Here is a 25,933-nt window from a genome sequence, read left to right on the forward strand (position 1 = left end):
AACATGCCGGAGAAACGCGTCGCCGTGGCCAGCAAGGTGGGGCTGCACGCCCGGCCGGCCGCGCTGGTGGCGAAGGCGGCCGCGGCGCAGCCCGTCGCGGTGCAGATCGCCAAGGCCGGCGGGAACCCGGTGGCCGCCGGCAGCGTGCTCAACCTGATGACGCTGGCCGCCGGTTACGGCGACGAGGTCGTCATCAGCGCCGAGGGCGAGGGCGCCGAGGAGGCCGTGGAAGCGGTCGCCCAGCTGGTCGCCACCGACCTCGACGCCTGACGAACACCCGCGAAGGCCTTCGCACCGGTCCCCGACACCGGTGCGGAGGCCTTCGTTTCGTAGGGTGGGCGCATGGAGAGCGTGCGCCTGATCGACGAGTGGCCGGTGGACAACGCCGCGACGGCCGTGGTGGCGGCGGACGGGAGCGTCGCCGGCAGCCACGGCGAGACGGCGCGGAAGTTCCGGCTCGCCTCGGTCTCCAAGCCGCTGACCGCCTACGCCGCGCTCATCGCGGTGGAAGAGGGCGTCGTCGAGCTCGACACCCCGGCCGGCCCCGAGGGCTCGACCGTGCGGCACCTGCTGGCCCACACCTCCGGGCTCGCCTTCGACGCGCACAAGGCGATGGCCGCGCCGGGCGCGCGGCGCCTGTACTCCAACGCCGGGTTCGAGCAGCTGGCCGACGCGCTGGCCGAGCACTCCGGCATCCCGTTCGCGCAGTACCAGGCCGAGGCGCTGTTCGCGCCCCTCGGCATGACTTCCACCGTCCTGGACGGCTCACCCGCGTCCGGCGCGGTGTCCACTGTGGATGACCTGGCCGCCTTCGCCGCCGAGCTGCAGGCGCCGAAGCTGCTGGACCCGGCCACGGTGGCCGAAGCGACGAGCGTGGTGTTCCCCGGGCTTTCCGGCGTGCTGCCCGGGTTCGGCCACCAGAAGCCCAACGACTGGGGCCTCGGCTTCGAGATCCGCGACCACAAAAGCCCGCACTGGACCGGCGCGAACAGCTCGCCGCGAACCTTCGGCCACTTCGGCCAGTCGGGCACGTTCCTCTGGGTCGACCCGGTCGCGGGCGCGGCCTGCGTGGCACTGACCGACCGCGCGTTCGGCCCGTGGGCGGCCGAGGTCTGGCCGCGCTACACCGACGCCGTCCTGGCGGAACTGGGCGCGTGAAGCGAGCTCCCCTCGCCGCGCTACACCGACGCCGTCCTAGCGGAACTGGGCGCGTGAAGCGGGCTCCCCTCGCCGCGCTCCTGCTCCTGGCCGCCTGCACGGCCTCCACCGCCGCTCCGACCCCCGCGCCGTCACCGGAAGCCACCGTCGCCGCGCCCCCGGCGCTCGGCACGAACGGCGCCGCGGTGCCGGTGCTGCACTGGGCGCCCTGCCACGGGCCGTTCCGGTGCGCGGGCGCGACCGTGCCGCTGAGCTACCGCGAGCCGAAGGGCGCCACGATCACGCTGTCGGTGATCCGGCTGCCGGCGGGCGACCCGGGACGCCGGCTCGGCTCGCTGTTCGTCAACTTCGGCGGCCCGGGCACGGACGGCGTCGGCGAGCTGACGCGGTTCGCCGCCCGCTACCCGCCGGAGCTGCGCGCCCGGTTCGACCTGGTGAGCTTCGACCCGCGCGGGATCGGCGGGTCGGCGCCGATCACCTGTCCCGGCGCGGACCGCCTGCCCCCGGCCGGGTCGCCGCTGCGGCAGCCGGACGCGTTCTTCGCCGCGAGCGCCGCGACCGGCAAGGCCTGCGCGGCCTCGGGTGCCCTGCTGTCGCACCTCTCGACGGCGAACGTCGCGCGGGACCTGGAACTGCTGCGCCAGGCCGTCGGAGATGCGTCGTTGAACTTCTACGGGTACTCCTACGGCACGTACCTGGGCGGCACGTACGCGAACCTGTTCCCGGACGAGGTCCGCGCGATGACCCTCGACGGCACGCTGGACCTGGTCGCGAACGCCACCGGCCGGCCGGGCCGGGAGCACGAGCCGGTGGACGTGCGGGCCGACGTCGCGGGTGCGCAGCAGCAGGAACTGGACCGGTTCTTCGCGGAGTGCGCGGCGGCCGGGCCGAAGTGCGCCTTCTCCGGCGGCGACCCGAAGCAGAAGTTCGCGGGGATCTTCGCCCACGCCTCGCGCGGCCCGGCCGTGACGTCCTTGATGAAGACGGTCGACAGCGCGCTGTACCAGTCCGGCCGGTGGAAGCGGCTGGCGTCGACGTTGGCGGCGCTGCCGTCGGATCCGGGGCCGGCGTCGCCGGTGCTCGACCCATACGTGCCGACGCATTCGCCCGGGTTCCTGGCCGTCCAGTGCGTCGACAGCGACAACCCGCAGGCGGCCGCGGACTACCCGGCACTGGCCGCGCGGGAAAGCGCGCGGCAGCCGTACTTCGGGTTGAGCGCGGTGTTTTCGATGGCCCAGTGCGTCGGCTGGCCGGCCCACGACGCCGACCGGTACACCGGCCCGTGGAACCGCCCGCGCAAGAACCCGGTGCTGGTCCTGAACAACCGGTTCGACCCGGCGACCCCGCTGCACAACGCGGAGGCAACGGCGGCGGAACTAGCCGACGGCCGGCTGCTCGTCGTGGAGGGCTACGGCCACACATCGCTGGACGTCCCGAGCGCCTGCGCGTCGGCGGCCGTGGTGCGGTACCTGACGGAACTGACGGCGCCGCCCGCGGGGACGACCTGCGCCCCGGACGCGGTCCCCTTTCCCTGACGGAAAATCGCCGACCGGCCGGGATGCCCAACGGCCCGGCCGGGACAGGGTCCAAAGACCCTGCCGCCGCCCGGGCCGGCGTGGTGTCATCAAAAGGTGCAGGCCCGCCGCAGGGCCGGTGCGGGGACCTCGGGCCCCGGCGGGCCGCACACTTCTTCACTCCGCCATGACGCGGATCGGCTCCCCCGCCTGGAAGGCCGCGATGTCCTCGACCGCGTCGCCGTAGAAGATCTCGTAGACCTCGCGGGTGACGAAGCCGATGTGCGGGGTCAGGACCGCGTTGTCGAGTGTCCTCAGTGGATGGTCGGCGGGGAACGGCTCGGTGTCGTAGACGTCGAGTGCGGCCGCGCGGATCTCCTTGCGGCGCAATGCGTCCACCAGCGCCGCTTCGTCGACGATCGGGCCGCGCGAGGTGTTCACCAGCAACGCCGTCGGCTTCATCGCGGCCAGCTCGGCCGCGCCGACCAGGCCGCGGGTGCGCTCGCCGAGCACCAGGTGGACGGACAGCACGTCCGACCGCGCGAACAGCTCCTCCTTGGTCACCGCGGTGACGCCGTGCGGATCCGCCTTCTCCTGCGTCAGGTTCTGGCTCCACGCGATGGTTTCCATCCCGAAGACCTGCCCGATCTTCGCCGCGCCCGCGCCGAGCCTGCCGAGGCCGAGCAGGCCGAGCGTCTTGCCGTGCAGCATGGTGCCGACGCTCGTCTGCCAGCCGCCCTCGCGCATGGACCGGAACTCCTGCGGCAGGTTCCGCGACGCGGCGAGGATCAGCGCCCAGGTGTGCTCGGCGGTCGGCTCCCCGATGTAGCCGGTGGCGGACACGACGACCCCGTTGCGCCGGGCGGCCGCGACGTCGACGGCCGCGTTCCGCTTGCCCGTGCTGACCAGCAGCTTCAAGTCGGGTAGCCGGTCGAGCACCGCGGCCGGGAAGCGGGTGCGCTCGCGCATCGCGACCACGCAGTCGAAGCCCTGCAGCTGCTTGACGACGTCGTCCAGCGGCTCGGTGAAGACCGTGATGTCGGCCTTGAGCGAGTTCCAGTCACCGAAGGTCAGGGCGACGTTCTGGTAGTCGTCGAGAATCGCGATCCGCATGGCCTCACCGTAGCCCGACGAGCACGTCCACCCGGACCAGGTGGTGGTCGGAGGCGTCGTTCAGCCGGGCCAGCGGGTCGGACGGCACCGGCCAGAACACCTCGGCGCGCCAGGGCAGCAGACCCTTCGACGGCAGCACGTAGTCGGTCCGCAGGTTGCCCGGCGCGACGTCGTTGAAGTCGCCGGTGTCGAAGAACGGATCACTCTTCTGGCCCACGTTCGCGCCGCCCTGGCTCTGCGCGGCGAGCACCGCTCCCCGGCTGCCCGGGTGGGTCTCGACGACGCGCCGCGCGTGCAGCAGCCGGTCGATCGCGCCGGGGACGCTGTCGCCGTCGAGCGGGTCGGAGTTGTTGTCGCCCGCCACCACGAAGCGCTGCGACGCGCCGAGGCCGCCGCGGTGGCCCCCGTCGTCGTAGACGTACCCGCCCCGGCCCGGCGTCACGTAGTCGGCCCAGAAGCGGATCTCGTCGTTGTTGCGGGTGCCGTTGCGGTCCTCCGGGCCGTCGAAGCTCGGCGGCGTCGGGTGCGAGACCAGGAAGTGCACGGTCGAGCGGCCGATCTTCAGCGGCAGGTCCCAGTGCGACTTCGACGACAGCCGCAGGACGGCCAGCTCGGCGGGGCTGTACCAGTCGTGCGGCGCCGGCGTGGCCGGGTCGTCGGGCAGCAGCGCGCCCGGCATGTCCTGCCACCGGAAGTGCTGGAACGTCCGGACGTGCGCGAGGTCGATCGGGTACTTCGACAGCACGAGCAGCCCGTACTGGCCCTCGAAGGCCCCGAAGCCCTGCGCGTCGTTGCCGCCGCCGACGGTGCCGCTGCGGTCGAGGTCGAAGCCGGTGGGCACGCCCGTGTTGACCGGCGCGGTGTAAGCGTACGGGTAGTCGATGGGCGGCGCGCCGTGCTGGCCGATCGCCAGGTAGTTCTTCCGGAACAGGTCTGCGGCCGCGTTGCCGGGCACGTAGTCGAACTCGTTGATCAGCTGGACGTCGGCCCGGTTGCGCTGGACGACCTCGGCGACCTCCTGCGCCTGGGCGTTGCCGGGCGTGGACAGGTCGGCCACCAGCCGCCCGGCGGCGGCGCGGTTCAGCGAGGCGTTGAAGGTGGCGAACCGGACGCTGCGCCCCAAGCCGGCGTCAGCGGTGGCGGGAACGGACACGGCGACGAGCGCGGCCATCGAAAGCACGGCGATCGAAAGCACGGCGGCGAGGCGTTTCACGGCAGTCACCCTATGCCGGAAACCGCCCGTCGGGTGAGGGGCAAGGGACCATCCGCTGGCTTGAACATGTTCAAAAACCGGGCTACGGTCAGTTCTGAACAAGTTCAAAACCTGGAGGAACCATGGATCCCGTCGTCCTCGCGTATGCGCTCTACCTGCTGATCAGCATCCCGCTGACCGTCCTGGTGGCGCGGACGCTGAGCAAGCACGGCCGCACCTTCCTCGCCGAGGTCTTCGCGGACAGCCCCGGCCTGGCCCACGCCGTCAACCAGCTGCTGGTCGTCGGCTTCTACCTGATCAGCCTCGGCTTCGTGACGCTGTTCCTGACCAGCCGCGCCACGGTGCTCAGCGCCCGCGAGGTGTTCGAGCTGCTCTCGGTGAAGGTCGGCACGGTCGCGCTCGTCCTCGGCTTCATGCACCTGACGAACGTGCTGGTCTTCAACGGCATCCGCCGCCGGCACCTGGCCCCGAAGCCCGCGCCGGCGCCGTTCCCCTACCCCGGCGTGCCGCAGGCCCCGCCCTTCCCCGCGCCCTGACGCCGCCGGCGCTAACGTGCAGCGGGTGGCCAAGAGCGAGGAAACGCGGTCCCTGATCGTCACGACCGCGATGCGGCTGTTCACCGAGAACGGCTACGACCGCACGACGATGCGCGCGATCGCCGCCGAAGCGGGTGTCTCCGTGGGGAACGCCTACTACTACTTCTCGTCGAAGGAACAGCTGATCCAGGGCTTCTACGACGAGATCGCCCGCCGGCACCTGGCCGCAGCCCGGCCGCTGCTGGACGGCGAGCCCGGCTTCGCCGACCGGCTCAAGGCCGTGCTGCTGTGCTGGCTCGACGTCGCGGAGCCCTACCACCGCTTCGGCACGCAGTTCTTCGTCAACGCCGCCGACCCGGAGTCGCCGCTGAGCCCGTTCAGCGACGACTCCTCGGCCGCTCGCGAGGCGTCGATCGGCCTCATGCGCGAGGTCGTCGAGGGATCCGACGTCAAGCTCGACCCCGAGCTGCGCGACCAGCTGCCGGAGCTGCTCTGGCTCTACCAGATGGGCGTGGTGCTGTTCTGGGTCCACGACCGGTCGGCCGGCACAAAACGCAGCCGGCTGCTGGTCGAGCGCAGCGTGCCGCTGCTGGCGCGGCTGGCCGCGCTCTCCCGGCTGCGGGTGTTCCGCCCGGTCAGCCGGGAGATCACCGACCTCATCCGGGAACTCGCCCAGCGGGGCTGACCGCCCGGAAGTACAGGAACCTCGGCTTGGTCCGCAGGTTCGCCGCCCACTTCGGATCGGCTGCCTCGGCCTCCGGGACCGGCATCGGCTCCACCAGGCGGTCCACCGCGAAACCCGCGTCGCGGACCGCCTGGAACGTCCGGCTCAGCGGACGGCGGTAGAAGCGCACGACGTTGCCGGGCGGGAACTCGTCCTCCAGCAGCTCGACCTCGAAGTAGTTCTCCTTGCCGAACCACCGCCAGTCCTCGCCCGGGTGGTGGACCGAGAACACCAGCACCCCGCCGGGCTTCAGGACCCGGCGGAACTCCGCCAGCGCCGGTCCCCAGTCCTCGAGGTAGTGCAGCACGAGCGACGCGGTGATCACGTCGAACGAACCGGACGCGGCGGACAGCGGCCGGGTGACGTCGGCGACCTCGAACCGTGCAACAGCACCGAACTTCCGCCGGGCAACGGCAATCATCCCCGCGCTGGCGTCGACCCCGAGGACGTCCGCGCCCCGCCCGGCCAGCAACGCGCTCAGGTGTCCCGCCGCGCAGCCGACGTCGAGCACGCGCTGGCCCTCGACGTCGCCGGCCAGGTCCACGATCGCGGGCCGGTCGTAGCAGGCGTTCGTGACGGACTTCTCCGCGTGCTCGGCGTAGGCCTCGCTGTGGCCGTCGTACTGCTCGGCCCGCGCGCGGCCGAGGATCTCCTCGACCACCTCCGTCTTGGCGTCGGCGTAGTTCTGGACGTACTTCCACGTCCTCGCGGCGAGTTCACGCTTCTTCGCCGCGTACAGCTCCAGCTCCTCCGGGTGCGAGCGCAGGCGGTCGCGGAAGAGGCGGTAGCGCGGCGTCTGGCCGTTGCCGGGCGAGTACACGTGCAGGTTGACGTTCGTGTCCGGGCCCTTGAACATCCGGTGCTTCTCCCAGTCCGGCTCCCGGATCGTCAGCCGGTACCCGGCCGCCTCCAGGTCCGGGACGTAGGCGTCCTCGTCGTCGGAGTCCGGCACCTCCAGGAGGACGTCGATGATCGGCTTGGCGCACAGTCCCGGCACCGACGTCGAGCCGACGTGCTCGAGGACGAGCACCCGGTCCCCCAGGACACGCCGGATCCGCTCGGCTTCGCGGTCGAACAGCCGCGGCCACTGCGGGTCGTAGCCGGCGAGCGTGATGGTCGAGTTCAGCTTCGGCGCTTCGCCGACCCACGCCCCCTGGATTTTGTCGTCGCTCAACGCTTCTTGACCGGTCATTCCGGTAGACCCCCTTCGGCAAGGCAGTCGACCAGATTAGCAACGCGCGCAAGCCGTTCAGCCGATCGGCAGCGGCAGCAGGTTCCCGGTCGCCTCGCGCAGCGCGTCCCGCATCGCCGCCCGCGGGGCCGGGCGGCCGGTGAAGTGCTCGGCCTGGCCGAACGCCTGGTGCAGCAGCATGTCCAGTCCCGTCGCGAGCCGGCCCCCGCGCGCCGCGACGGCTTCGGCGAGCGGCGTCGGCCACGGGTGGTAGATGACGTCGAGGACGTGCGCGACCGCGGCGAGCTCGGCCACGTGCGCGGCGACCGCGTCCGGCGGGACGGTGTTCACCAGCACCGCCGCGGACCCCAGCGCCGCGAAGTCCGTCTCCGGCCAGCGCAGGACGTCGACGTCGAGCGAAGCCCGCTTCGCCGCGTCGAGGGTTTCCCCGGCCCGGGCGGGTTCGCGCACGACCAGGCGCACCTGCTTCACGCCGAGGGCCGCGAGCCCGACGACCGCCGCCGCCGCGGTGCCCCCAGCGCCGAGCACCACCGCGGTGTCCCCTGGTGCGGGCTGGTAGCCGCCCGCGGCGCGCAGCGCGCCGGTGACGCCCTCGACGTCGGTGCAGTCCGCGAGCCAGCCGCGCGGGGTGCGGACCAGCGTGTTGGCCGCGCCGACGGCGGCCGCGCGCGGCGTCACCTCGTCCGCGTGGTCCAGCGCCGCGCGCTTGCCCGGCATGGTGACCGAAAACCCGGCCCACTCCGGGCCGAGGCCGTCGACCAGGGCCGGGAGTTCCTCGGCGCTCGTCTCGATCCGTTCGTACGTCCAGCCGGTCAGGCCGAGCGCGGCGAACGCGGCGCCGTGCAGCACCGGGGACAGCGAGTGCGCCACCGGCTTCCCGAGCACGGCGGCCTTCCGGGCCTCAGATGACACCGCGTTCCTTGGCCAGGTCCCGGTTGCGGTTGTGCTCGTCGTTGGTGACCGCGAAGCAGGACAGGCCGTTCTTCTCGCACTTGACGAAGTACACCCAGGCCCCCGCCGGCGGTTTCACCGCGGCCTTGATCGCGTCCGGGCTCGACACCGCGATCGGCGTCGGCGGCAGCCCGGTGTTCTTGTACGTGTTGTACGCGCCGGACTTCAGCCGCTCGGCTTCGTCGGTCAGCAGGGTCGGCCGGTCGAGCACGTAGTTGACCGTCGAGTCCATCTGCAGCCGCATGTTGCTCGCCAGCCGGTTGTAGATCACCCGCGAGAGCTTGCCGAAGTCGGCCTTCACCCCTTCGCGTTCGATGATCGACGCGATGATCAGCGTCTGGTACGGCGTCATGCCCGGGCCGGCCGTCTGCGGGCCGAGGCCCGCTTCCTGGATCGCCGCGGCCGAGGCGCGCACCAGCTGCCCGAGGATCTCCGGCGCGGCGGAACCGGGCTTGACGTCGTAGACGCCGGGCGCGATCAGGCCCTCCAGCCGCCGGTCCTTGCGGTCGGCCTTGTTCGCGGGCTCGACCGCCCAGTCCGGCACGCCGAGCTGCTTCAGGTCCGCCGTGTCGACCGCCTTGCGCAGGTCGTCCGCCGAGATGCAGGTGCTTTTGCCGTTGAGCTGCGCGCAGGACGCCTTCGCCATCAGGCTGTACACGCCGGGCGTGACCTTGCCGTCGGGCTGGGTGATGTCGTCGAACTGCGTGTACGGCCGGATCTCCAGCTGCCCGACCCGCGAGGCCGGTGCGGTGAGCCGGTCGACCGCGCTGGCGCCGGACATGTGCGACTTCATCACGTAGAAGCCGTGCTGGATCCGGGCGAGCTTCGGGTTGCCCTCGCCCGCCTTCACGAACGCCTTGCCGCTGGCGACGATGCCCGCCGAGGTGAGCTTCGCGCCGATCGCCGACGTCGTGTCGCCGTCGTCGACCTGGAACAGCACGTCCTCGGTGCCGGCACCGTCGAAGTCGTCGTAGCCGAAGATCCGGTTGAAGCCGTACCAGGCCCCGCCCGCGAGCAGGGCGATCACCGCGACCGCGGCGATCCAGCCGAGGGCGCGCTTGCCCTTCTTCTTCCGCGGCTTCGCCGGCTCTTCGTCGTAGTCGTCGTAGTCCTCGTAGTCCGCGTCGTACTCCGGCTCGTCGTAGTCCTCGTACTCGTCGTAGTCCGCGTACTCGTCGTCCTGGGCGGAGTGCTCGGGTTCGTCCTGCGGCGCGCGGGGCGGTTCGGCCGGGGGCGGCGGCGCCAGCGCGGGCAGCACGTCGGTGACCGGCTCTTCGCGCACCGGCGGGACCGGCGGACGGCGGCGCCGCGGCTCGGCACCGGGTTCGGGCACGCCTGCGGGTCGGTCACCCGGCTGCGCGGGCCGCCGCGCGGAGTCGGGAGCTCCGCGGCGCGGGTCGGCGTCGGGCTCCAGGGCGCGGCGCCGACGCGGATCGGCGGCGTCCACCGGGTCGGGGGCCGGGCCACGACGGCCCGGCAGCTCGGCGGCGGGATCGGCACGGCGCCGCCGGGAAGGCGGCTCGACCGGCTCGCCGATGTCCATCGGCTCGGAGGTCAAGCCACGCCGGCCGGGCTGGGACTCGGCCGGGTCGGCGCGGCGCCGCCGCGAAGGCGGCTCGACCGGGTCGCCGATGTCCATCGGCTCGGGGGTCAGGCCACGACGGCCCGGCGGAGGCTCGGCCGGGTCGGCGCGGCGCCGCCGCGAAGGCGGCTCGACGGTGTCCATCGGCTCCGGGGCCGGACCGCGCCGGCCGGGCTGGGGCTCGGCAGCGGGATCGGCACGCCGCCGCCGCGAGGGCGGGTCGACCGGCTCGCCCGCGGCCATCGGCTCCGGGCCACGCCGGCCGGGCTGGGGCTCGGCTTCGGCCGGATCGGGGCGGCGCCGGGGATCGGGGGTGCCTGCCGGGTCGGGAGCGCCGCGACGGCGACCCCGCGGCGGCTCGACGGCCTCCACCGGCTCGGCGGCGTCGGCCCGGCGCCGTCTCGGAGGCGAGGGCTCGATCCGCTCCGGAGCAGCACGTCGCTGCGGTGGCTCGGCGGGATCCGGGGCCGCACGGCGGCGGCGCGGGGCCGCCGGCTCGATCTCGGAACCCTCGTCGAGACCGTGGCGGGCCCGGGCGGCGCGAGCGGGCGCGGCCTGCTGGGCCTGCGGGTCGAACTCGTCGTCGGCCGGGGGCAGCGTGCCCGGCGGCTCGAGCCGCCGCCGGCCGGACGGCGGGGCGTCGCGGCGCGGGTCGTAGCCCGGCTCGGGCCGCGCGCGGCGGGACGGCTGGGGCAGGTCGTGCGCGCCGCTGTGCCGGGACGGCTGCGGAAGCTCCTGGTACCCGCTCGGATGCGCGTCGGCCCGGCGCGGTGCCGGCCGGGACGGCGGCGGGCTCGCCGCGTCCGGTTCGCGCAGGCGGCGGCGTCCACGCTCGGGTGGCTGCTCGTTCATCGGTCTCCCTCCCGGGCGCGGTGCGCAGCGGCGGCGTCGATCCAGGCCTGCAGGATCTCGACGGCGGCGGCCTGGTCGACCACCGCGCGCTGCTTGCGGCCTTTGACCCCGCGCTGGGAGAGGATGCGGGATGCGGTGACCGTGGTCAGCCGCTCGTCGCCCAGCCGGACCGGCACGGGCGCTATCCGCCCGGCCAGGCGTTCAGAATACGCGATGGCCAGCTCGGCCGCCGGTCCCTGGCGGTTGGCGAGCGTTCTGGGCAGGCCCACGATCACCTCGACCACCTCGTGTTCGGTGACGAGGGCGGCCAGCTGGTCCAGATCACTGTCGTCGGTCGCATCGCGGGAGAGGGTAACCAATGGCGACGCCAGCACGGGGGCCGGATCGCTCAGCGCCACGCCGACCCGGACGGATCCGACATCCACGCCAAGACGCCGACCGCGCCCCGGATCGGCCACGCCGGGCCGGTCCGGGCCGCGGTTTCCGCGGTTAACCAATGCCGGCAATCGCCGCGCGCAGGGCCGTGACCGCCTCGGCCGCGCCGGCCGGGTTCGTGCCGCCGCCCTGGGCCATGTCGGGCTTGCCGCCGCCCCGGCCGCCGATCTTCCCGGCGAACGACGGCACCAGCTTGCCCGCGGCGATGCCCTTCTCCTGGGCCGCCTTGGTCGTCGCGACGACGAAGCTCAGCTTGTCGCCGGCCGGCGAGAACAGCGCCACCACGCCGGGCCGCGAGCCGAGCCGGCCGCGGATGTCGGACGCGAGCGCGCGCAGGCCGTTGCCGTCGACGTCCGGCACGACCTCGGCCACCACCGAGACGCCGCCCACGTCGGCCGCCTTGTCCGCGAGGGACCCCGCCGAACCCAGCACCTGCTGGGTCTTGAGCTGGGTGATCTCCTTCTCGGCGTTCTTCAGCCGGGTCAGGACGTCTTCGATGCGGCCCGGCAGCTGGTCTGACGGCACCTTGAAGGTGTTCGCCAGCTGCGAGACCAGCAGCTGCTCCTTGCGGACGTACTTCAGCGCGTCCGTGCCGACCAGCGCCTCGACGCGGTGCACGCCCGAGCCGATGGAGGCGTCGGAGACCAGCTTGACCAGGCCGAGCTGGCCGATCCGGTCGACGTGCGTGCCGCCGCAGAGCTCGCGGGAGTAGTCGCCCATGTCGACCACGCGGACGTCGTTGCCGTACTTCTCGCCGAACAGCGCGACCGCGCCCAGCTCGAGGGCCTTGTCCTTGGTCGTGGTGTAGCTCTGCACCTCGACGTTGGTCTGGAGGTAGTCGTTGACCTCCTCCTCGACCTCGGTCAGCACGTCGGAAGACACCGAGCCGGGGGTGGTGAAGTCGAACCGCATGCGGCCCGGCGAGTTCAGCGAACCCGCCTGCGCCGCGCGCTTGCCGTAGGCGCCGCGGACGGCCGCGTGCACCAGGTGCGTCGCCGAGTGCGAACGCTCGATGGACAGCCGGCGGTGCGTGTCGACCGAGCCGGTCAGCTTCGTGTCCAGGCCGACCTCCCCCTCGGTGACCTCGACGCGGTGCACGTACAGGCCCGGCACGATCTTCTGGACGTCCAGGACCTTCAGCTCGACGCCGTCGCCGAGCAGCACGCCGGTGTCGGCGACCTGGCCGCCGCTCTCGGCGTAGAACGGCGTCCGGTCGAGGACCAGCTCCGCCTTCTTGCCCGCGGAGACGCTGCGGACCGGCTGCCCGTCTTCGAGCAGCGCGACGACCTTCGCCTCGGCCTGCAGGTCGGTGTAGCCGAGGAACTCGGTCTCGCCGTGCTGCTCCAGGACCTTGCGGTACTCCGAGAGGTCGCCGTGGCCGGTCTTGCGGGCCGCCGCGTCCGCCTTCGCGCGGGTCCGCTGCTCGTTCATGAGCGTGCGGAAGCCGTCCTCGTCGACGGTCAGGCCCTGCTCGGCCGCCATCTCGAGGGTGAGGTCGATCGGGAAGCCGTAGGTGTCGTGCAGCTGGAACGCCTTGTCGCCGGCCAGCACGTCGCCGCCGCCGCGCTTGGTCTCCTCGGCCGCCATGTCGAAGATGCGCGAACCGGAGGTCAGGGTCGAGAGGAACGCCTCCTCCTCGATCCGGACGACCTCGTTGATCCGGTCGAACCCGGAGACCAGCTCGGGGTAGGTCGGGCCCATCGTGTCGCGCACGACGCTCGCGAAGGCTTGCAGCACCGGCTCGTGCACGCCCAGCAGGCGCGAGGAGCGGATGATGCGGCGCAGCAGGCGGCGCAGCACGTAGCCGCGGCCGTCGTTGCCCGGGGTCACGCCGTCGCCGATCAGCATGACGCCGGTGCGGGCGTGGTCGGCGATGACGCGGAAGCGGACGTCGTCGGCGTGGTTGCTGCCGTAGCGGCGGCCCGAGAACTCCTCGGCGCGGCCGATCACCGGGCGCACGAGGTCGGTCTCGTAGACGTTCTCGACGCCTTGCAGGATCGTCGCGACGCGCTCGACGCCCATGCCGGTGTCGATGTTCTTCTTCGGCAGCTCGCCGATCGGCTTGTGCCCGAGCTTGGGGCTCAGGTCGCCGCGGACGTCCTGCATGAAGACGAGGTTCCAGATCTCGATGTAGCGGTCCTCGTCGGCGACCGGGCCGCCCTCGCGGCCGTACGCCGGGCCGCGGTCGTAGTAGATCTCCGAGCACGGGCCGCCGGGACCGGGCACGCCCATGTCCCAGTAGTTGTCCTTGCCGTCGCGGGCCTGGATGCGCTCGCCGGGCAGGCCGGTGAGCTTGCGCCACAGCCCGGCCGCTTCGGAGTCGTCGTTGTAGACGGTCGCCCAGATGCGGTCCGGGTCGAGGCCGAAGCCGCCGTCGCTCTGGGGCTTGGTGATCAGCTCCCAGGCCGCCTCGATGGCGCCTTCCTTGAAGTAGTCGCCGAAGGAGAAGTTGCCGGCCATCTGGAAGAACGTGTTGTGCCGGGTGGTCTTGCCCACCTCGTCGATGTCCGGCGTGCGCACGCACTTCTGCACGGAGGTCGCGCGCGGGTACGGCGGCGGCGCCTCACCGAGGAAGTACGGCTTGAACTGCACCATGCCGGCGTTGACGAACAGCAGGTTCGGGTCGTCGAGGATCAGCGGCGCGCTGGGCACGCGCGTGTGACCCCGGCCCTCGAAATGGCGCAGGAAACGGTCGGTGATTTCGTGTGTGTCCACGGGAAAGTCCTTGTGCTGGTGGCGACGAACGGGGCCGGGCGGCGACGGCGGAGGGGTTCCGGGCGGGCCCGGATCAGCCCTCCGCCCGGCGAGCTCGCCGGGCCGGGCGCCGGGCCGCAGCGGCGTGCCGGCCCTCGGCGCGGGGCGCGGTCACGCCCGTCCGCTCCTCGACCATGTCGTGCAGCTCCTGTTCCCGCTCGCTCATGCCCGCGCGCACCTCGGCGCCGAACGAGCCCACGGCGCCCGCCAGCTCGCGCACGGCGTCCCCCAGGTTCGATGCTAACCCGGCCGGAGTGACCTGACGAGCCGTTTCGGTGGCCTTGCGGGAGAGCGCCACACCGGCGGCGACGCCGACACCGAGCCAGAACAGCCGCTTCATTTGCCGGCCTTCCGCGCGGCCTTCAAGGCGCTCTTCTTCTTGCGCGCCTTGATCGCCTTGCTGAGCCCGTAGGACAGCGCCGCGGTCTTGACCAGCGGGCCGCCCAGGGTCGCGGTGAACACGGACGCCAGCGCCGAGACGTTGCCGGTGACCGCCTGCGCGTTCGCGGTGATCCCGTCCACCCGCTCGAGCTGGGTGTTCACGTGCGTGATGGTCTCGTTCGCGCCGATCAGCAGCGGGTCGGTGTTGCTGTTGGTGCGCTCGATCGCTTCGGTGGCCGCGTCCAGCGTCTTGCCGAGCTTGATCAGCGGGATCGCCAGCAGGACGACCAGCACCACGAATGCTCCTGCGGCGATCAACGCGGCGATCTGCCCTGCCGACACGGGCCCTCCTCGGTTCAGGGGTCGGGATGCCGCCTGAGGTTACCGCCTGGCCGGGTTCCCGACCGTGTCACCCCGCCGCGCCCGGAAAACGCGTCGCTCCGGGCGCTGGACGCGTCCGCGGTCGAGCCGGCCGCGCCCCGGACCGAAGCGGGGGCTCGGGGACCGGGGTCAGGAGGACTTCAGGACCGCGCGGTAGAGCGCTGCCATGTCTTCCTCGCCGTGGCCCGCGTCCACCGCGGCTTCCAGGTGCGAAAGGACCGCACGGGCGCCCGCCACGTCCACGTCCTCGCCCGCGGCCTCCACCACCAGCCGCGCGTCCTTCGCCGCCAGGCCCGCCGGGAACGACGGCGGGTACTCGCCCGACAGCATCGCGCCGCCCTTCACGTGCGCGTAGCCGACGTCGAGGCCGCCGCCCTTGATCGTCTCCAGGAACAGCGCCGGGTCCAGGCCCAGCGACTGCGCCAGCCCGAGGCTTTCGGCCGTGGCGTTGGTCAGCGCGAGCACCCAGGCGTTCATCACCAGCTTCAGCCGGCTGCCGTTGCCCGCGGGCCCGAGCCACTGCGTCTTGAGGGCGACCGCGTCGAACACCGGCGTGGCCTTGGGCCGGGCCTCCTCCGGGCCGGACGCCAGGACCTGCAGCTGGGCCTGTTCCGCGGGCTGCCGGGTGCCGAGGACCGGCGCGTCGACGAAGACCGCGCCCGCCTTCTCCGCCATCGCGGCCAGCCGGTCGGTCCAGTCGAGGCCGACCGTGCTCATCTGCAGCCACAATGTCCCCGAAGCGGGCGAAGCGGCTTCGAACGCTTCGGCCACGGCGGGGCCGTCCGCGAGCATCGTCACGAGGATGTCCGCGCCTTCGGCCGCCGAAGCCGCCGAACCGGCCACCGTGGCGACGTCGGCGAGGGGTTCGGCCTTGGCCCGGGTCCGGTTCCAGACCCGGACGTCGAGGCCCGCCTTGGCGATGTTGGCCGCCATCGGGGCGCCCATGATCCCGGTTCCGAGAAACGCGACAGTCATGCCGCCATCGTGCCGAAGCCGGGCCGCGCCCGCGCGCTCAGTAGTCGCCGAGCAGGCAGAACGGGTGACCTGCCGGATCGGCGTAGACGCGCCAGCCCCGGCCGCCGAGGTCGGGGTCGAGCAGCCGGCCGCCGTGCCGCAGGACGACGTCGTGGGACTCGCGGAAGTCGTCGACCTCGAAGTCGAGGTGGAACTGCTGGGGGAAGGCCGGGTCCGGCCAGCGTGGCGGCCGGTGGTCGTACGACCGCTGGAAGCCCAGGACGATCCCGTTCACGTGCAGCGTCGACCAGTCCTCGTCGACCCGCCACCGCGGGTCGGGCCGGTCCACCTCGCCACCGAGCAGCGCCTGGTAGAAGCGGGCGAGCACGACCGGTTCCGGGCAATCCAGGACGATGCACTGCAGCGTCGCGGGCACGGTTGAGCCTCCTGCGGTCGCGGCGGCTCTCCCCTGGTGCGGGCCGCCTCAAGCCGCGAAGCTTACGAAACCCGATGATCTTGCCCCCGGCGGCCCGGCCGGTGATCATCCCACCGGCGATTCTTCCGCCCGGTTCACTTTTCCCCGCGGATGGTCCGGCGCAGCTTGGGGACGCGGTCGGCGAGCGTCCGCTCGGCGCCGCGCTGGGTCGGCTCGTAGTAGTCCCGGCCGACCAGCTCGTCCGGCGGGTACTGCTGCGCCAGCACGCCCTCGGGCACGTTGTGCGGGTACCGGTAGCCCTGCGCGTTGCCGAGCTTCTTCGCGCCCGCGTAGTGCCCGTCACGCAGGTGGGGCGGGACGGTGCCCGCCAGCCCCGCCCGGACGTCCGCGAGCGCCGCGTCGATGCCCTTGATCACCGAGTTGGACTTCGGCGCGGTCGCCAGGTGCACGGTCGCCTGCGCCAGCGCCAGCCGGCCCTCCGGCATGCCGATGAACTGCACCGCGTGCGCGGCCGCGATCGCCGACTGCAGCGCCGTCGGGTCGGCCATCCCGATGTCCTCGCTGGCGTGCACGACCAGCCGCCGCGCCAGGAACCGCGGATCCTCCCCCGCTTCGATCATCCGGGCCAGGTAGTGCAGCGCGGCGTCCACATCGGACCCGCGGATCGACTTGATGAACGCGCTGATCACGTCGTAGTGCTGGTCGCCGTCGCGGTCGTAGCGCACCGCCGCCTTGTCCACTGTGGACTCGACGGTGGCCAGGTCGATCGTCTTCGCCTCGGTGGCCGACGCCGCGTCCGCCGCCGCCTCCAGCGCGGTGAGCGCGCGGCGCGCGTCCCCGCCCGCGAGCCGGACGAGGTGGGCGCACGCGTCCTCGGTCAGCGTCAGCTCGCCGCCCAGGCCGCGCTCGTCGGCGAGCGCGCGCTCGATCAGCGCCGTGATGTCGGCGTCGGTCAGCGGGCGCAGCTGCAGCACCAGCGACCGCGACAGCAGCGGCGACACGACGGAGAAGGACGGGTTCTCGGTCGTCGCCGCGACCAGCAGCACCGTGCGGTCCTCGACCGCGCCGAGCAGCGCGTCCTGCTGGGTCTTGGAGAACCGGTGCACCTCGTCGATGAACAGCACGGTGTTCTCGGCGTTGTACTGGCGGCGCCGCCGCGCCTCCTCGATGACGCCGCGCACCTCCTTGACGCCCGCCGAAAGCGCCGACATCGCGACGAACCGGCGGCCGGTGGCGATCGAGACGAGGTTGGCCAGTGTCGTCTTGCCCGTGCCGGGCGGGCCGTAGAGCAGCACCGACGCCGGCGCGGCGCCCTCGACCAGCCGCCGCAGCGGAGCGCCTTCGCGCAGCAGGTGCTGCTGGCCGACGACCTCTTCGAGCGAGCGCGGCCGCATCCGCACGGCCAGCGGCGAGCTCGCCGGGTCCGCCTGCGGTTCCGCGGCCGCGTTCGACGTCGTGCGCTCCGGCGGAGGCGCGATGTCGGCGTTCACGGTGAAGAGCTCGTCCTGTGCCACGCCCATGACGTTAACCGACCCCGCCGGCAGAACCGCTTGCCCCGGCCCCCGCAGCGGCGCTACCGTCGGAATGACTGGTTGACCGAAAGTGCGATTCCAGTCAACCAGTCAAAAGCTCAACAAAATCACAGGTGGAGACGCATGAGCCATCCCAACCGCGAGCGCGCCGACCGGATCCTGGACGCGGCGGGCGAGCTGCTGCTGCGCATGGGCTACCGCAAGGTGGCGATCGACGACGTCGCGCGCGCGGTCGGCATCGGCAAGGGCACCGTCTACCTGCACTGGCGTACCAAGGAGCTGCTGTTCCAGGCGCTGATGATGCGGGAGTCGGCCGATCTGACCGACGAGCTGCTGACCAGGATCAAGGCCGACCCGGCGATGATCCTGCCCCACCGGATGGTCCCGTGCTCGTTCCTGATCACCCACCGCCGCCCGCTGGTGATGGCGATGCTGCGCGGCAACGCGGAGATGTTCGGCTCGCTCGGCGACCTGGCACTGAAGAAGCAGCAGGACGAGCTGAGCGTGCACTTCGAGACCGCGCTGCTGCGGCACGGGCTGATCCGCGCGGACATGCCGCACATGAGCTACGCGCTGCACGCCGCGACGCTCGGCTTCTACGTCGGCGACACGATTTCGGACGAGTTCGAGGGCATCCCCGTCGAGGAGAAGGCGGACGTCCTCGCCCACCTGATCCGCACCGCGTTCGAGCCGCCCGGGGAGCCCGATCCCGCCGCGGTCGCCGAGGTGGCGGCGGAGCTGAGTTCGACGCTCGAGGAGCTCGTCTCGGGCTTCCGTAACGGGATCTACGCACACGATCCCACCAGGGCCTCCGGCTGATCCCGGGGCCACATCGGGGAAAGGGGCGGAAAATGACCACCACACTCGCCGACACCTGGGGACTCCACGAGTCCCAGTTCTGGCTGCGGGGGAAGCAACCGGAGAAGCAGGTCGAGTTCGCCGCGGAACTGGGGATGTGGAACGTCTACGGGCACCCGGAGATCGAAGCGATCCTCCGCGACCCGGCGACGTTCTCGTCCGACACCACACGGCTGGTGCCGGAGGACCTGATGCCCGACTCCGACTACGACCCGTCGTCGGGCAGCATCCTGCAGCTGGACCCGCCGCTGCACAACAAGATGCGCAAGCTCGTCAGCCGCGCGTTCACGCCGAAGGTGGTGGCGGATCTCGAGCCGAGGATCGCCGCGATCACCCGCGAACTGCTCGACGCGGTCCCCGCCGGCGACCGGCTGGAGCTGGTGGAGAGCCTGGCCTACCCGCTGCCGGTGATCGTGATCGCCGAGCTGCTGGGCGTCCCGGCCGGCGACCGGCACCTGTTCAAGGGCTGGGTGGACAAGATGTTCGAGTCCGCCGACCAGGTTTCGCTGGTGAAGAAGGACGAAAAGCAGGACCAGGCGATCAGGTCGTCCCTGGAGGGCCAGAAGTCGCTCACCGAATACCTCGGCGTGCACGTCGACGAGCGGCGGAAGCGGCCGCGCGAGGACCTGCTGACGAAACTGGTCGAGGCCGAGCTGGACGGCGAACGGCTGTCCCGCGGCGAAGTCGTCAGCTTCGCGAACCTCCTGCTGCTGGCCGGCCACATCACGACGACGATGCTGCTCGGCAACGTGGTGCTGTGCCTGGACACGTTCCGGGACTGGGACGAGCGGGCGCGCGCGGACCGGGCGCTCGTGCCGCCGGTGATCGAGGAGTCGCTGCGCTACCTCACGCCGTTCGCGGCGGTGGCCCGCACGACCATGCGCGAGGCGGAGGTCGGGGGCGTCACCGTGCCGGCCGACCAGATGCTGCTGCTCTGGGTCGCGGCGGCCAACCGCGACGGGCGGGTGTTCCGCGCCCCGGGCACGTTCGACCCGCTGCGGGCGGAAAATCCGCACCTGGCGTTCGGCCGCGGCATCCACTTCTGCATCGGCGCGCCGCTCGCCCGGCTGGAAGGCCGGGTGGCGCTGAACATCCTGTTCGACCGCTACCCGGTGTTGCGCACGATTCCGGGTGAGCCGCCGAAGTTCCAGGTCAACCCGAACATGACGGGCGTGCGGGAACTGCCGCTGGCGACGGTGTAGCCGGCTTGCGCCCTGGGCGAAATCCCTCGCCCGGGGCGCTCGGCGTGCCCCATGGTGGCCGGGTGAACGTAGCGGTGCTGGCGGACGTGCACGGCGTGCTCCCGGCGCTGGAGGCGGTCCTGGCGGAGCCGGACGTCCGGGCGGCGGAGCGGATCGTGCTGCTCGGCGACCTGCTCGCCGGGCCCATGCCGGTCGAAACCCTCGAGCGGCTGCGGGCGCTGGGCGAGCGCGCGGTGTGGGTGCGCGGCAACGCCGATCGCGAGCTGGCCGAGTCGGCTCGCACGGGCGGCACGTTCGTCCCGGACCCGATTTTCCCGTGGGCGGCGAAGCAGCTGCGTCCGGCCGACCTGCCGGTGCTGGACGCGCTGCCGCTGACCGTGACGCTGGGCGAGGTGCTGTTCTGCCACGCGACCCCGCGCGACGACACCGAAATCGTGCTCGTCGACAGCCCGCCGGAGCGCTGGGCGGAGGTCCTCGACGGCGTGACCGCGGAAACCGTCGTGCTGGGGCACACGCACATGCCGTTCGTCCGGCTCGCGGACCGGCGGCTGGTCGTGAACCCCGGCAGTGTCGGAATGCCCTACGGGGCAAGGGGTGCGCACTGGGCGTTGCTCGGCGACGGCGTCCAGCTGCGGCGCACGGAGTACGACGCCGAAGCGGCGTGCCGGTTCCTCGCGGAGCACTGCGCGTACCCGGACATCGAAGAGTGGGCGGACTTCTTCGTCCGCAACCCGGCGTCGGACGTGGAGGCGTTGCGGGTGTTCAGCGGGCGCGGAACGAGTTCCACATGATGACGGCGGCGTAGGGCAGGAATTCGCGGCCGCGGCGCCAGAGCCACGGGATTCCCTTGAGCACCAGCCAGCCCACGTGTCCCGCGGTGCTCGGCTCGGCGCCCCCGCTGCAGGCGAGGCTGACCGGTTCCGGCACGGCGAACCCGGCTTCGGCGAGCAGGCCGGTGAAGCCGCTCGCGAGCATCCGGTGGCCGAGCTCGGAGGGGTGCAGCCGGTCGACGCTCCAGGTGGCGAGGTCGTAGGCGCCGGGCAGCCGGGCGAGGTCGAGGCAGGGCACGCCTTCGCGGGCGACGACCTCGTCGATGGCGGCGTTGAGTTCGGCCACCCGGGCACCGAGGGCGCGCTTCAGCGACGCCGGGAGGCGGAAGACCCGGCTGTGGTCGTGGAAGCGGACGGGCAGCACGGTGGTCCCGGTCTCCCCGAGGCGCCGGATCACCTCACCGAGGTCGGCGGCGACGCGCGCGGCGTCGAAGTCCGGCCGGAGGGTGTCGTTCATGCCGGCGACGAGCAGGGCCACATCGGCCCGGTGCGCCACGGCCGCGGGGACTTGGTCGGTGAGCACACACCGCATCCGCGCCCCGGCGAAGGAGGGGTTCAGGTAGCCGCTGCCATCGACCCCGAGCGCGGCGGCGACCAGCGGACCGACCCCCCGCCAGCCGCCGCGCCGCGGCAGCGGATCACCGAGCCCGACGGCGGTGGAGTCCCCGAGGACGACCAGCCGGCGAGCCCGTTTGAGCGGCGGCACGGCGGCCGGGCGGGGCCGGATGGGTTCGGGACGGGGGGTGACATCGACGCTCATCACGGTCACGTCCACGACCATCGGCCACGCAGGCTCACACGCGGTGAGGACGAGGTAACGCGCCTGCGACACCGGGCCTAATTCTTGACGCGCACTTCACGGGCGCCGGAAGTGTCCTGTTCGCGGCGGCTCCCGGCGCGGCAGCCGCGACCCCGGAGGTCCCCAATGACTCATTTGCGACCCCCAATTCGGCAGCCGGGACAGGCGCGCCTTCGCCGGCCCCGCGATTCCCACGCAGGGCGCCGGCGAAGCCATCACCGCGGCCGGCCGGCGGTTCGCCGAAGTCATGACCACTCCCCGGGGGCGCCCCCCGGGTCCAGCGTATCGGCGCCGGCCGACGAAAAGCGCGGGAAGAGCGGCATCCCGCCCAACCATCCCCAACCCGGCCGTCCTGGGGACAACCGGGCCGGGTCAGCGGAAGGCGGGGTAGAACGCCAGGTCGGCGTGCGGTCCCAGCCGGGCCGCCAGGGCCGCCGCCACCCGGGCCGCGAACTCCGAAACCGCCGTCATCCGGACATATCCGGCGTGCTTGGCCAAGTCGCGCCACCACGTCACGAATGCCGCCTCGCGGCTGACCGGGGCCGCGTGGCGGGACAGGTTCAACGATCCGAGCTCCTCGCCCGTGATCAGCCACACCCGCAGCAGCTCACTCGAAGTCAGGTGCGTCGCGAGGACGTCGTCGTCGGCGAACGCCGGCCACACCCCCACCACCTCCGCGCGCCACGCCGCGATCATCGCTTCGCTCATGCCGGCCGGCAACGCCAGCGCGTCCGGCCAGCTCGCGAACGGCAACCGCAGGTGAGCCGCGTCGACCAGGGCCGACCGGACGCAGCCGTTCTCGAAGTCGAGGAAGCGGACGCCCTGGCCGGTGACGAGGTTGTTGTCCGGGCTCAGCTCGACCGGGCTGAACGCGCGGAAGCCCGCCGCGCGCGACGACTCGAGGGCCGCCGTCACCTGGGCTCGCACTTCGCCGGGCACCGGGATGCCGAGCCGCTTGCGGATCAGGGCCGGCACCCGCTCGCAGAGCTCGTCGACGCTGCCGGAATCGCTCTTCGCCGGGCCGCCGAGGCGGCGCAGCAGCGCGTTGAAATCCGCTTCGCGGCCGGCGGTGCTCGCGTGCAGCCGGCCCAGCGACCGCGCCCAGGACAGCAGGGCGCGCTCGGCCGCGCGGGAGTCGCGCGCGTAGAGCTTGTCCTCCAGCGTCGGCGTGCGGCCGAGGTCCTCCAGCACGAGCACGCGGTCGCGGCCGTCGTGGGCCACCAGCTCCGGGCACATCCGCTCGTCGGCCGCCAGCGCGGTGAACAGCTGGTAGCTGACCGCCTCCTGGGCGAACGGGTCGGCGCCCGACTCCGGCCGGTCCCGGTAGTGCTTGATGACCAGGGTACGGGGCAGCGCGAACGACGACACCACCCGCGCGCGGACCACCGTGGCCGGCCCGCTCCCCGCGAGGTCCTCGGGCCCGACCAGGGTGATCGCGCTGCCGAACCTGCGTGAAAGAACGGACTCGCCCGCCGTGACCGCCGCGGCGATGGCGAGCTGCTCGGCTCCTGCACCGACTCCAGCATCGCCGGCGGAGGAGGTGTCGACTGTCATTGTCACCGACCCTACTCGTGACTGAGCAACCATGACTACTGACATCCGGACAAGAAGAGGCATCCCGCCCGGAGACGGGTCACCCGCGTGAAAGCGGACGCATTCCCCCCGGTGAACGTTGCCCATTCCGGCGCACGATCAACACAATGGCCGCAGCTGCAACGATTCCGAGAAGGTTGACCAGCAGCTGCCCGACCGACTGCAGGCACCGGTTCCACTCCCCCGCCACGGCCGCGACGACCGCGTACCCCGCGGCCGGCACCGTGGTCACGGAGATGAACACCCCCACCAGCGCGGCCGACTTCGCCGACGTCATGGCGAGCATCCCGGCGGCGCCGGCGAGCATCGCGACGACCAGGGACGGCACCCCGACGGAGAAGACGAAGTCGACTTCGTGGTTCCGGTCCAGCCGGAACGCGTCCGCGCCGAAGACGTCGGTCGCGTGCACGAGCAGCGCGCCGCCCAGCGTCACGACCATCGCCAGCGGGAAACCGACGCCCAGCGCGGCACCCGCCCGGCGGACGAGGTCCCAGCGGCGCAGGACCAGCCCGACCGCCAGCGCCGCCAGCGGCCCGAACTCCGGGCCGACGACCATCGCGCCGACGATCGTGACCGCGGAGTTCGTCAGCACGCCGACGGCGGCGAGCAGGCAGGCGATGGTGAGGAACGCCAGGAACGTCACGTTCATCCGGGATTCCTCGCCCGTGCGCGCGACCAGCTCCTCCCACACGACGGCGTCGGCCGCTTCGCCCGGCGCCGCTTCCTCCGCCTCGTCGGCGGCGTCGGACAGCGCGGTGTCGAGCGATTCCAGCGTGATCCCGCCGGTGTGGTCGAGGCCGAGCGCGCACAGCGCGTCGACGATCTCGTCCGTCGCTTCGCGCGCGATATCGGCCTCGACCAGGTCGCCCGCGGGCTCCACGGCGACGCCGCGGTGCACGATGAGGTGCGCGGTGCCGGCGTGGGTCCGCAGGATTTCCAAGGCCTCGGCGGTCTTGGCCGGCGGGCACACGGCCCTCAGGTGCAGCACTAGTTCTGCGGGGCGGTGGCCGGCTTCGCGTCGATCCCGGCTTCCTTGCGCTGCTGCGCGGTGATCGGCGCCGGCGCCGCGGTCAGCGGGTCGTAGCCGCCGCCGGTCTTCGGGAACGCGATCACGTCACGCAGCGAGTCGGCCTTGGCCAGCAGCATGACGATGCGGTCCCAGCCGAACGCGATGCCGCCGTGCGGCGGCGGGCCGAAGGCGAAGGCGTCGAGGAGGAAGCCGAACTTCTCCTGCGCCTCTTCTTCGCCGAGGCCCATCAGGCTGAAGACGCGCTTCTGGACGTCGCCGCGGTGGATACGGATCGAGCCGCCGCCGATCTCGTTGCCGTTGCAGACGATGTCGTAGGCGTAGGCGAGCGCGTTGCCCGGGTCCTGCTCGAACTTGTCGATCCACTCCGGGGTCGGCGAGGTGAACGCGTGGTGCACGGCGGTCCACTTGCCGGAGCCGACGGCGACGTCGTCGCCGATATCCTCGACCGGCGCGAACAGCGGCGCGTCGACGACCCACACGAACGACCAGGCGTTCTCGTCGATCAGGCCGAGCCGCTTGCCGATCTCGTCGCGCGCGGCGCCGAGCAGCGGCTGCGTCGAGGCGGCCTTGCCCGCGGAGAAGAAGATGCAGTCGCCCGGCTTCGCGCCCGCCGCCGCGGCGACGTTCTCGCGCTCGGTCTCGGACAGGTTCTTGGCGACCGGGCCGCCGAGGGTGCCGTCTTCGTTGACGAGGATGTACGCGAGGCCGCGCGCGCCGCGCTGCTTCGCCCACTCCTGCCACGCGTCGAGCTGGCGGCGCGGCTGGCTCGCTCCGCCGGCCATGACGACCGCGCCGACGTACGGGGCCTGGAACACGCGGAACGGCGTGTCGGCGAAGAACTCCGTCATGTCGGTGATCTCGAGGTCGAAGCGCAGGTCCGGCTTGTCCGAGCCGTACTTGGCCATCGCCTCGTGGTAGGTGATGCGCGGGATCGGCCGCGGGATCTCGTGCCCGATCAGCTTCCACAGCGCGGAGACGATGTCCTCGCCGAGCGCGATGACGTCGTCCTGCTCGACGAAGCTCATCTCGATGTCGAGCTGGGTGAACTCGGGCTGCCGGTCGGCGCGGAAGTCTTCGTCGCGGTAGCAGCGGGCGATCTGGTAGTACCGCTCCATGCCGCCGACCATGAGCAGCTGCTTGAACAGCTGCGGCGACTGCGGCAGCGCGTACCAGGAGCCGGGCTTGAGCCGGGCGGGCACCAGGAAGTCGCGTGCGCCTTCGGGGGTGGAGCGGGTCATCGTCGGGGTCTCGATCTCGACGAAGTCCTGGGCGTGCAGCACCTCGCGCGCGGCGCGGCTGACCTCGCTGCGCAGGCGCATGGCCGCGGCCGGGCCGGAGCGGCGCAGGTCGAGGTAGCGGTGCTTGAGCCGGATCTCCTCGCCGACGTCGACGCGGTCGTCGATCGGGAACGGCAGCGGCGCGGACTCGGACAGCACGTCGAGCTCGGTCGCGAGGACCTCGATCTCACCGGTGGGGATCTCGGCGTTGGCGTTGCCCTCGGGGCGCTGCGCGACCTCGCCGACGATCTTGACGCAGAACTCGGAGCGGAGGGCGTGGGCGCGCTCGGCCATCTCGCCCTCGCGGAAGACGACCTGGGCGACGCCGCTCGCGTCGCGGAGGTCGATGAAGATGACGCCGCCGTGATCGCGCCGCCGGGCCACCCATCCGGTGAGGGTGACGGTCTGTCCGGCCTGTCCGGCACGCAGGGTGCCGGCTTGGTGAGTGCGGAGCACTGCGACTGCTCTCCTTCGACATGGGTGGTTCTCGCCGCCGAGAAGGCTAACGAACCACCCACCGCTTTCGGGGGTCCGGGTCCCGGCTCGGGGCGAAGGCCCCGAGTGTCACAGCCTACGACGTCGCCAGGCTCACCTCGCGCAGTGGGCGACGACCCGCCACTTTCCCTATGAAAGTTG

General features: G+C 72.4%; 24 protein-coding genes. 8 read left to right on the forward strand and 16 right to left on the reverse strand.

All coding sequences use genetic code 11. The features are described from left to right. Window positions 1–3: 3 nt before the first annotated feature. From Q5425_RS06240 to Q5425_RS06250, 3 genes are all read left to right on the forward strand, one after another. Window positions 4–270 (forward strand): HPr family phosphocarrier protein, encoded by a 267-nt coding sequence (locus tag Q5425_RS06240; RefSeq protein ID WP_103335999.1) that lies wholly within the window; start codon window positions 4–6, stop codon window positions 268–270. Window positions 271–342: 72 nt separating this feature from the next. Beyond that, on the forward strand, window positions 343–1,158 hold the full coding sequence (locus Q5425_RS06245; RefSeq protein ID WP_308671127.1) for a serine hydrolase domain-containing protein: 816 nt from the start codon (window positions 343–345) through the stop codon (window positions 1,156–1,158). A 53-nt stretch (window positions 1,159–1,211) separates the two neighbouring features. Then, window positions 1,212–2,693, forward strand: coding sequence for an alpha/beta hydrolase (locus tag Q5425_RS06250; protein ID WP_308671128.1), 1,482 nt, complete (start codon window positions 1,212–1,214; stop codon window positions 2,691–2,693). A gap of 156 nt (window positions 2,694–2,849) precedes the next feature. Here the strand turns inward: Q5425_RS06250 and Q5425_RS06255 are convergent, their stop codons facing one another. Continuing rightward, on the reverse strand, window positions 2,850–3,785 hold the full coding sequence (locus tag Q5425_RS06255) for a D-2-hydroxyacid dehydrogenase family protein (protein ID WP_308671129.1): 936 nt from the start codon (window positions 3,783–3,785) through the stop codon (window positions 2,850–2,852). 4 nt (window positions 3,786–3,789) lie between these two features. After that, window positions 3,790–4,998, reverse strand: coding sequence for an endonuclease/exonuclease/phosphatase family protein (locus Q5425_RS06260; RefSeq protein ID WP_308671130.1), 1,209 nt, complete (start codon window positions 4,996–4,998; stop codon window positions 3,790–3,792). Between the two features lie 122 nt (window positions 4,999–5,120). On the opposite strand from Q5425_RS06260, the gene Q5425_RS06265 reads away from it, so the two are divergent. Both Q5425_RS06265 and Q5425_RS06270 read left to right on the forward strand, forming a co-directional pair. Further along, window positions 5,121–5,534, forward strand: a complete 414-nt coding sequence (locus Q5425_RS06265; RefSeq protein WP_308671131.1) for a hypothetical protein — start codon at window positions 5,121–5,123, stop codon at window positions 5,532–5,534. A 25-nt stretch (window positions 5,535–5,559) separates the two neighbouring features. Beyond that, window positions 5,560–6,219: a TetR family transcriptional regulator gene (locus tag Q5425_RS06270; protein ID WP_308671132.1), complete on the forward strand. Its 660-nt coding sequence runs from the start codon at window positions 5,560–5,562 to the stop codon at window positions 6,217–6,219. Here Q5425_RS06270 and Q5425_RS06275 read toward each other — a convergent pair. The 10 genes from Q5425_RS06275 to Q5425_RS06320 all read right to left on the reverse strand — a co-directional run bounded on the left by Q5425_RS06275 (window position 6,191) and on the right by Q5425_RS06320 (window position 17,690). Beyond that, window positions 6,191–7,450 carry a GrpB family protein gene (locus Q5425_RS06275; protein ID WP_308671133.1) on the reverse strand — a complete coding sequence of 420 codons (1,260 nt, stop codon included), beginning with the start codon at window positions 7,448–7,450 and terminating at the stop codon, window positions 6,191–6,193. The two genes, Q5425_RS06270 and Q5425_RS06275, sit on opposite strands and share 29 nt — an antisense overlap. Window positions 7,451–7,507: 57 nt before the next feature. Next, window positions 7,508–8,362 carry a shikimate dehydrogenase gene (locus Q5425_RS06280; RefSeq protein WP_308671134.1) on the reverse strand — a complete coding sequence of 285 codons (855 nt, stop codon included), beginning with the start codon at window positions 8,360–8,362 and terminating at the stop codon, window positions 7,508–7,510. After that, window positions 8,352–10,835, reverse strand: coding sequence for an endolytic transglycosylase MltG (gene mltG / locus Q5425_RS06285; RefSeq protein ID WP_308671135.1), 2,484 nt, complete (start codon window positions 10,833–10,835; stop codon window positions 8,352–8,354). The genes Q5425_RS06280 and mltG overlap by 11 nt, the downstream gene beginning before the upstream one ends. Beyond that, on the reverse strand, window positions 10,832–11,293 hold the full coding sequence (gene ruvX, locus Q5425_RS06290; protein ID WP_308671136.1) for a Holliday junction resolvase RuvX: 462 nt from the start codon (window positions 11,291–11,293) through the stop codon (window positions 10,832–10,834). The genes mltG and ruvX overlap by 4 nt, the downstream gene beginning before the upstream one ends. 31 nt (window positions 11,294–11,324) lie before the next feature. Further along, a complete protein-coding gene (gene alaS, locus Q5425_RS06295) occupies window positions 11,325–13,985 on the reverse strand; it encodes an alanine--tRNA ligase (protein ID WP_308671137.1) in 2,661 nt (886 codons plus the stop codon). Window positions 13,986–14,058: 73 nt separating this feature from the next. Continuing rightward, window positions 14,059–14,364, reverse strand: a complete 306-nt coding sequence (locus tag Q5425_RS06300) for a hypothetical protein (protein ID WP_308671138.1) — start codon at window positions 14,362–14,364, stop codon at window positions 14,059–14,061. After that, window positions 14,361–14,747 (reverse strand): DUF948 domain-containing protein, encoded by a 387-nt coding sequence (locus Q5425_RS06305; protein ID WP_013224580.1) that lies wholly within the window; start codon window positions 14,745–14,747, stop codon window positions 14,361–14,363. The genes Q5425_RS06300 and Q5425_RS06305 overlap by 4 nt, the downstream gene beginning before the upstream one ends. A gap of 168 nt (window positions 14,748–14,915) precedes the next feature. Next, window positions 14,916–15,761: an NAD(P)-dependent oxidoreductase gene (locus Q5425_RS06310; protein WP_308671139.1), complete on the reverse strand. Its 846-nt coding sequence runs from the start codon at window positions 15,759–15,761 to the stop codon at window positions 14,916–14,918. Window positions 15,762–15,798: 37 nt separating this feature from the next. After that, the gene (locus Q5425_RS06315) at window positions 15,799–16,176 is read right to left on the reverse strand and encodes a VOC family protein (protein WP_308671140.1); all 378 of its coding nucleotides are present in this window, start codon (window positions 16,174–16,176) and stop codon (window positions 15,799–15,801) included. Between the two features lie 134 nt (window positions 16,177–16,310). Beyond that, complete coding sequence (locus Q5425_RS06320) at window positions 16,311–17,690, reverse strand: replication-associated recombination protein A (protein WP_308671141.1); 1,380 nt, start codon at window positions 17,688–17,690, stop codon at window positions 16,311–16,313. 141 nt (window positions 17,691–17,831) lie between these two features. On the opposite strand from Q5425_RS06320, the gene Q5425_RS06325 reads away from it, so the two are divergent. The 3 genes from Q5425_RS06325 to Q5425_RS06335 all read left to right on the forward strand — a co-directional run bounded on the left by Q5425_RS06325 (window position 17,832) and on the right by Q5425_RS06335 (window position 20,559). Continuing rightward, window positions 17,832–18,527: a TetR/AcrR family transcriptional regulator gene (locus Q5425_RS06325; RefSeq protein WP_308671142.1), complete on the forward strand. Its 696-nt coding sequence runs from the start codon at window positions 17,832–17,834 to the stop codon at window positions 18,525–18,527. A 32-nt stretch (window positions 18,528–18,559) separates the two neighbouring features. Further along, the gene (locus Q5425_RS06330) at window positions 18,560–19,768 is read left to right on the forward strand and encodes a cytochrome P450 (protein WP_308671143.1); all 1,209 of its coding nucleotides are present in this window, start codon (window positions 18,560–18,562) and stop codon (window positions 19,766–19,768) included. A 62-nt stretch (window positions 19,769–19,830) separates the two neighbouring features. After that, a complete protein-coding gene (locus Q5425_RS06335; protein WP_308671144.1) occupies window positions 19,831–20,559 on the forward strand; it encodes a metallophosphoesterase family protein in 729 nt (242 codons plus the stop codon). On the opposite strand, the gene Q5425_RS06340 is transcribed toward Q5425_RS06335, so the two are convergent. The 4 genes from Q5425_RS06340 to aspS all read right to left on the reverse strand — a co-directional run bounded on the left by Q5425_RS06340 (window position 20,531) and on the right by aspS (window position 25,753). Then, window positions 20,531–21,379, reverse strand: coding sequence for an SGNH/GDSL hydrolase family protein (locus Q5425_RS06340; protein WP_308671428.1), 849 nt, complete (start codon window positions 21,377–21,379; stop codon window positions 20,531–20,533). The genes Q5425_RS06335 and Q5425_RS06340 overlap by 29 nt on opposite strands. A gap of 390 nt (window positions 21,380–21,769) precedes the next feature. Then, window positions 21,770–22,951 carry a phosphotransferase gene (locus Q5425_RS06345; RefSeq protein ID WP_308671145.1) on the reverse strand — a complete coding sequence of 394 codons (1,182 nt, stop codon included), beginning with the start codon at window positions 22,949–22,951 and terminating at the stop codon, window positions 21,770–21,772. Between the two features lie 79 nt (window positions 22,952–23,030). Then, window positions 23,031–23,978, reverse strand: a complete 948-nt coding sequence (locus Q5425_RS06350) for a DUF389 domain-containing protein (protein ID WP_308671146.1) — start codon at window positions 23,976–23,978, stop codon at window positions 23,031–23,033. Next, the gene (gene aspS, locus Q5425_RS06355) at window positions 23,978–25,753 is read right to left on the reverse strand and encodes an aspartate--tRNA ligase (protein ID WP_308671147.1); all 1,776 of its coding nucleotides are present in this window, start codon (window positions 25,751–25,753) and stop codon (window positions 23,978–23,980) included. Before aspS ends, Q5425_RS06350 begins: the two co-directional genes overlap by 1 nt. Window positions 25,754–25,933: the final 180 nt, after the last annotated feature.

Source organism: Amycolatopsis sp. A133, from assembly GCF_031082405.1.
In the GTDB taxonomy this organism is placed as follows: Bacteria; Actinomycetota; Actinomycetes; order Mycobacteriales; family Pseudonocardiaceae; genus Amycolatopsis.

Excerpts from the sequence above, each read along its gene's own strand:
- Q5425_RS06240 (WP_103335999.1), top strand. The coding sequence starts at position 4 with ATGCCGGAGAAACGCGTCGCCGTGGCCAGCAAGGTGGGGCTGCACGCC.
- Q5425_RS06245 (WP_308671127.1), top strand. The coding sequence starts at position 343 with ATGGAGAGCGTGCGCCTGATCGACGAGTGGCCGGTGGACAACGCCGCG.
- Q5425_RS06255 (WP_308671129.1), bottom strand. The coding sequence starts at position 3,785 with ATGCGGATCGCGATTCTCGACGACTACCAGAACGTCGCCCTGACCTTC.
- Q5425_RS06265 (WP_308671131.1), top strand. The coding sequence starts at position 5,121 with ATGGATCCCGTCGTCCTCGCGTATGCGCTCTACCTGCTGATCAGCATC.
- Q5425_RS06275 (WP_308671133.1), bottom strand. The coding sequence starts at position 7,450 with ATGACCGGTCAAGAAGCGTTGAGCGACGACAAAATCCAGGGGGCGTGG.
- mltG (WP_308671135.1), bottom strand. The coding sequence starts at position 10,835 with ATGAACGAGCAGCCACCCGAGCGTGGACGCCGCCGCCTGCGCGAACCG.
- Q5425_RS06300 (WP_308671138.1), bottom strand. The coding sequence starts at position 14,364 with ATGAAGCGGCTGTTCTGGCTCGGTGTCGGCGTCGCCGCCGGTGTGGCG.
- Q5425_RS06310 (WP_308671139.1), bottom strand. The coding sequence starts at position 15,761 with ATGACTGTCGCGTTTCTCGGAACCGGGATCATGGGCGCCCCGATGGCG.
- Q5425_RS06325 (WP_308671142.1), top strand. The coding sequence starts at position 17,832 with ATGAGCCATCCCAACCGCGAGCGCGCCGACCGGATCCTGGACGCGGCG.
- Q5425_RS06330 (WP_308671143.1), top strand. The coding sequence starts at position 18,560 with ATGACCACCACACTCGCCGACACCTGGGGACTCCACGAGTCCCAGTTC.
- Q5425_RS06340 (WP_308671428.1), bottom strand. The coding sequence starts at position 21,379 with ATGGTCGTGGACGTGACCGTGATGAGCGTCGATGTCACCCCCCGTCCC.
- Q5425_RS06345 (WP_308671145.1), bottom strand. The coding sequence starts at position 22,951 with ATGACAGTCGACACCTCCTCCGCCGGCGATGCTGGAGTCGGTGCAGGA.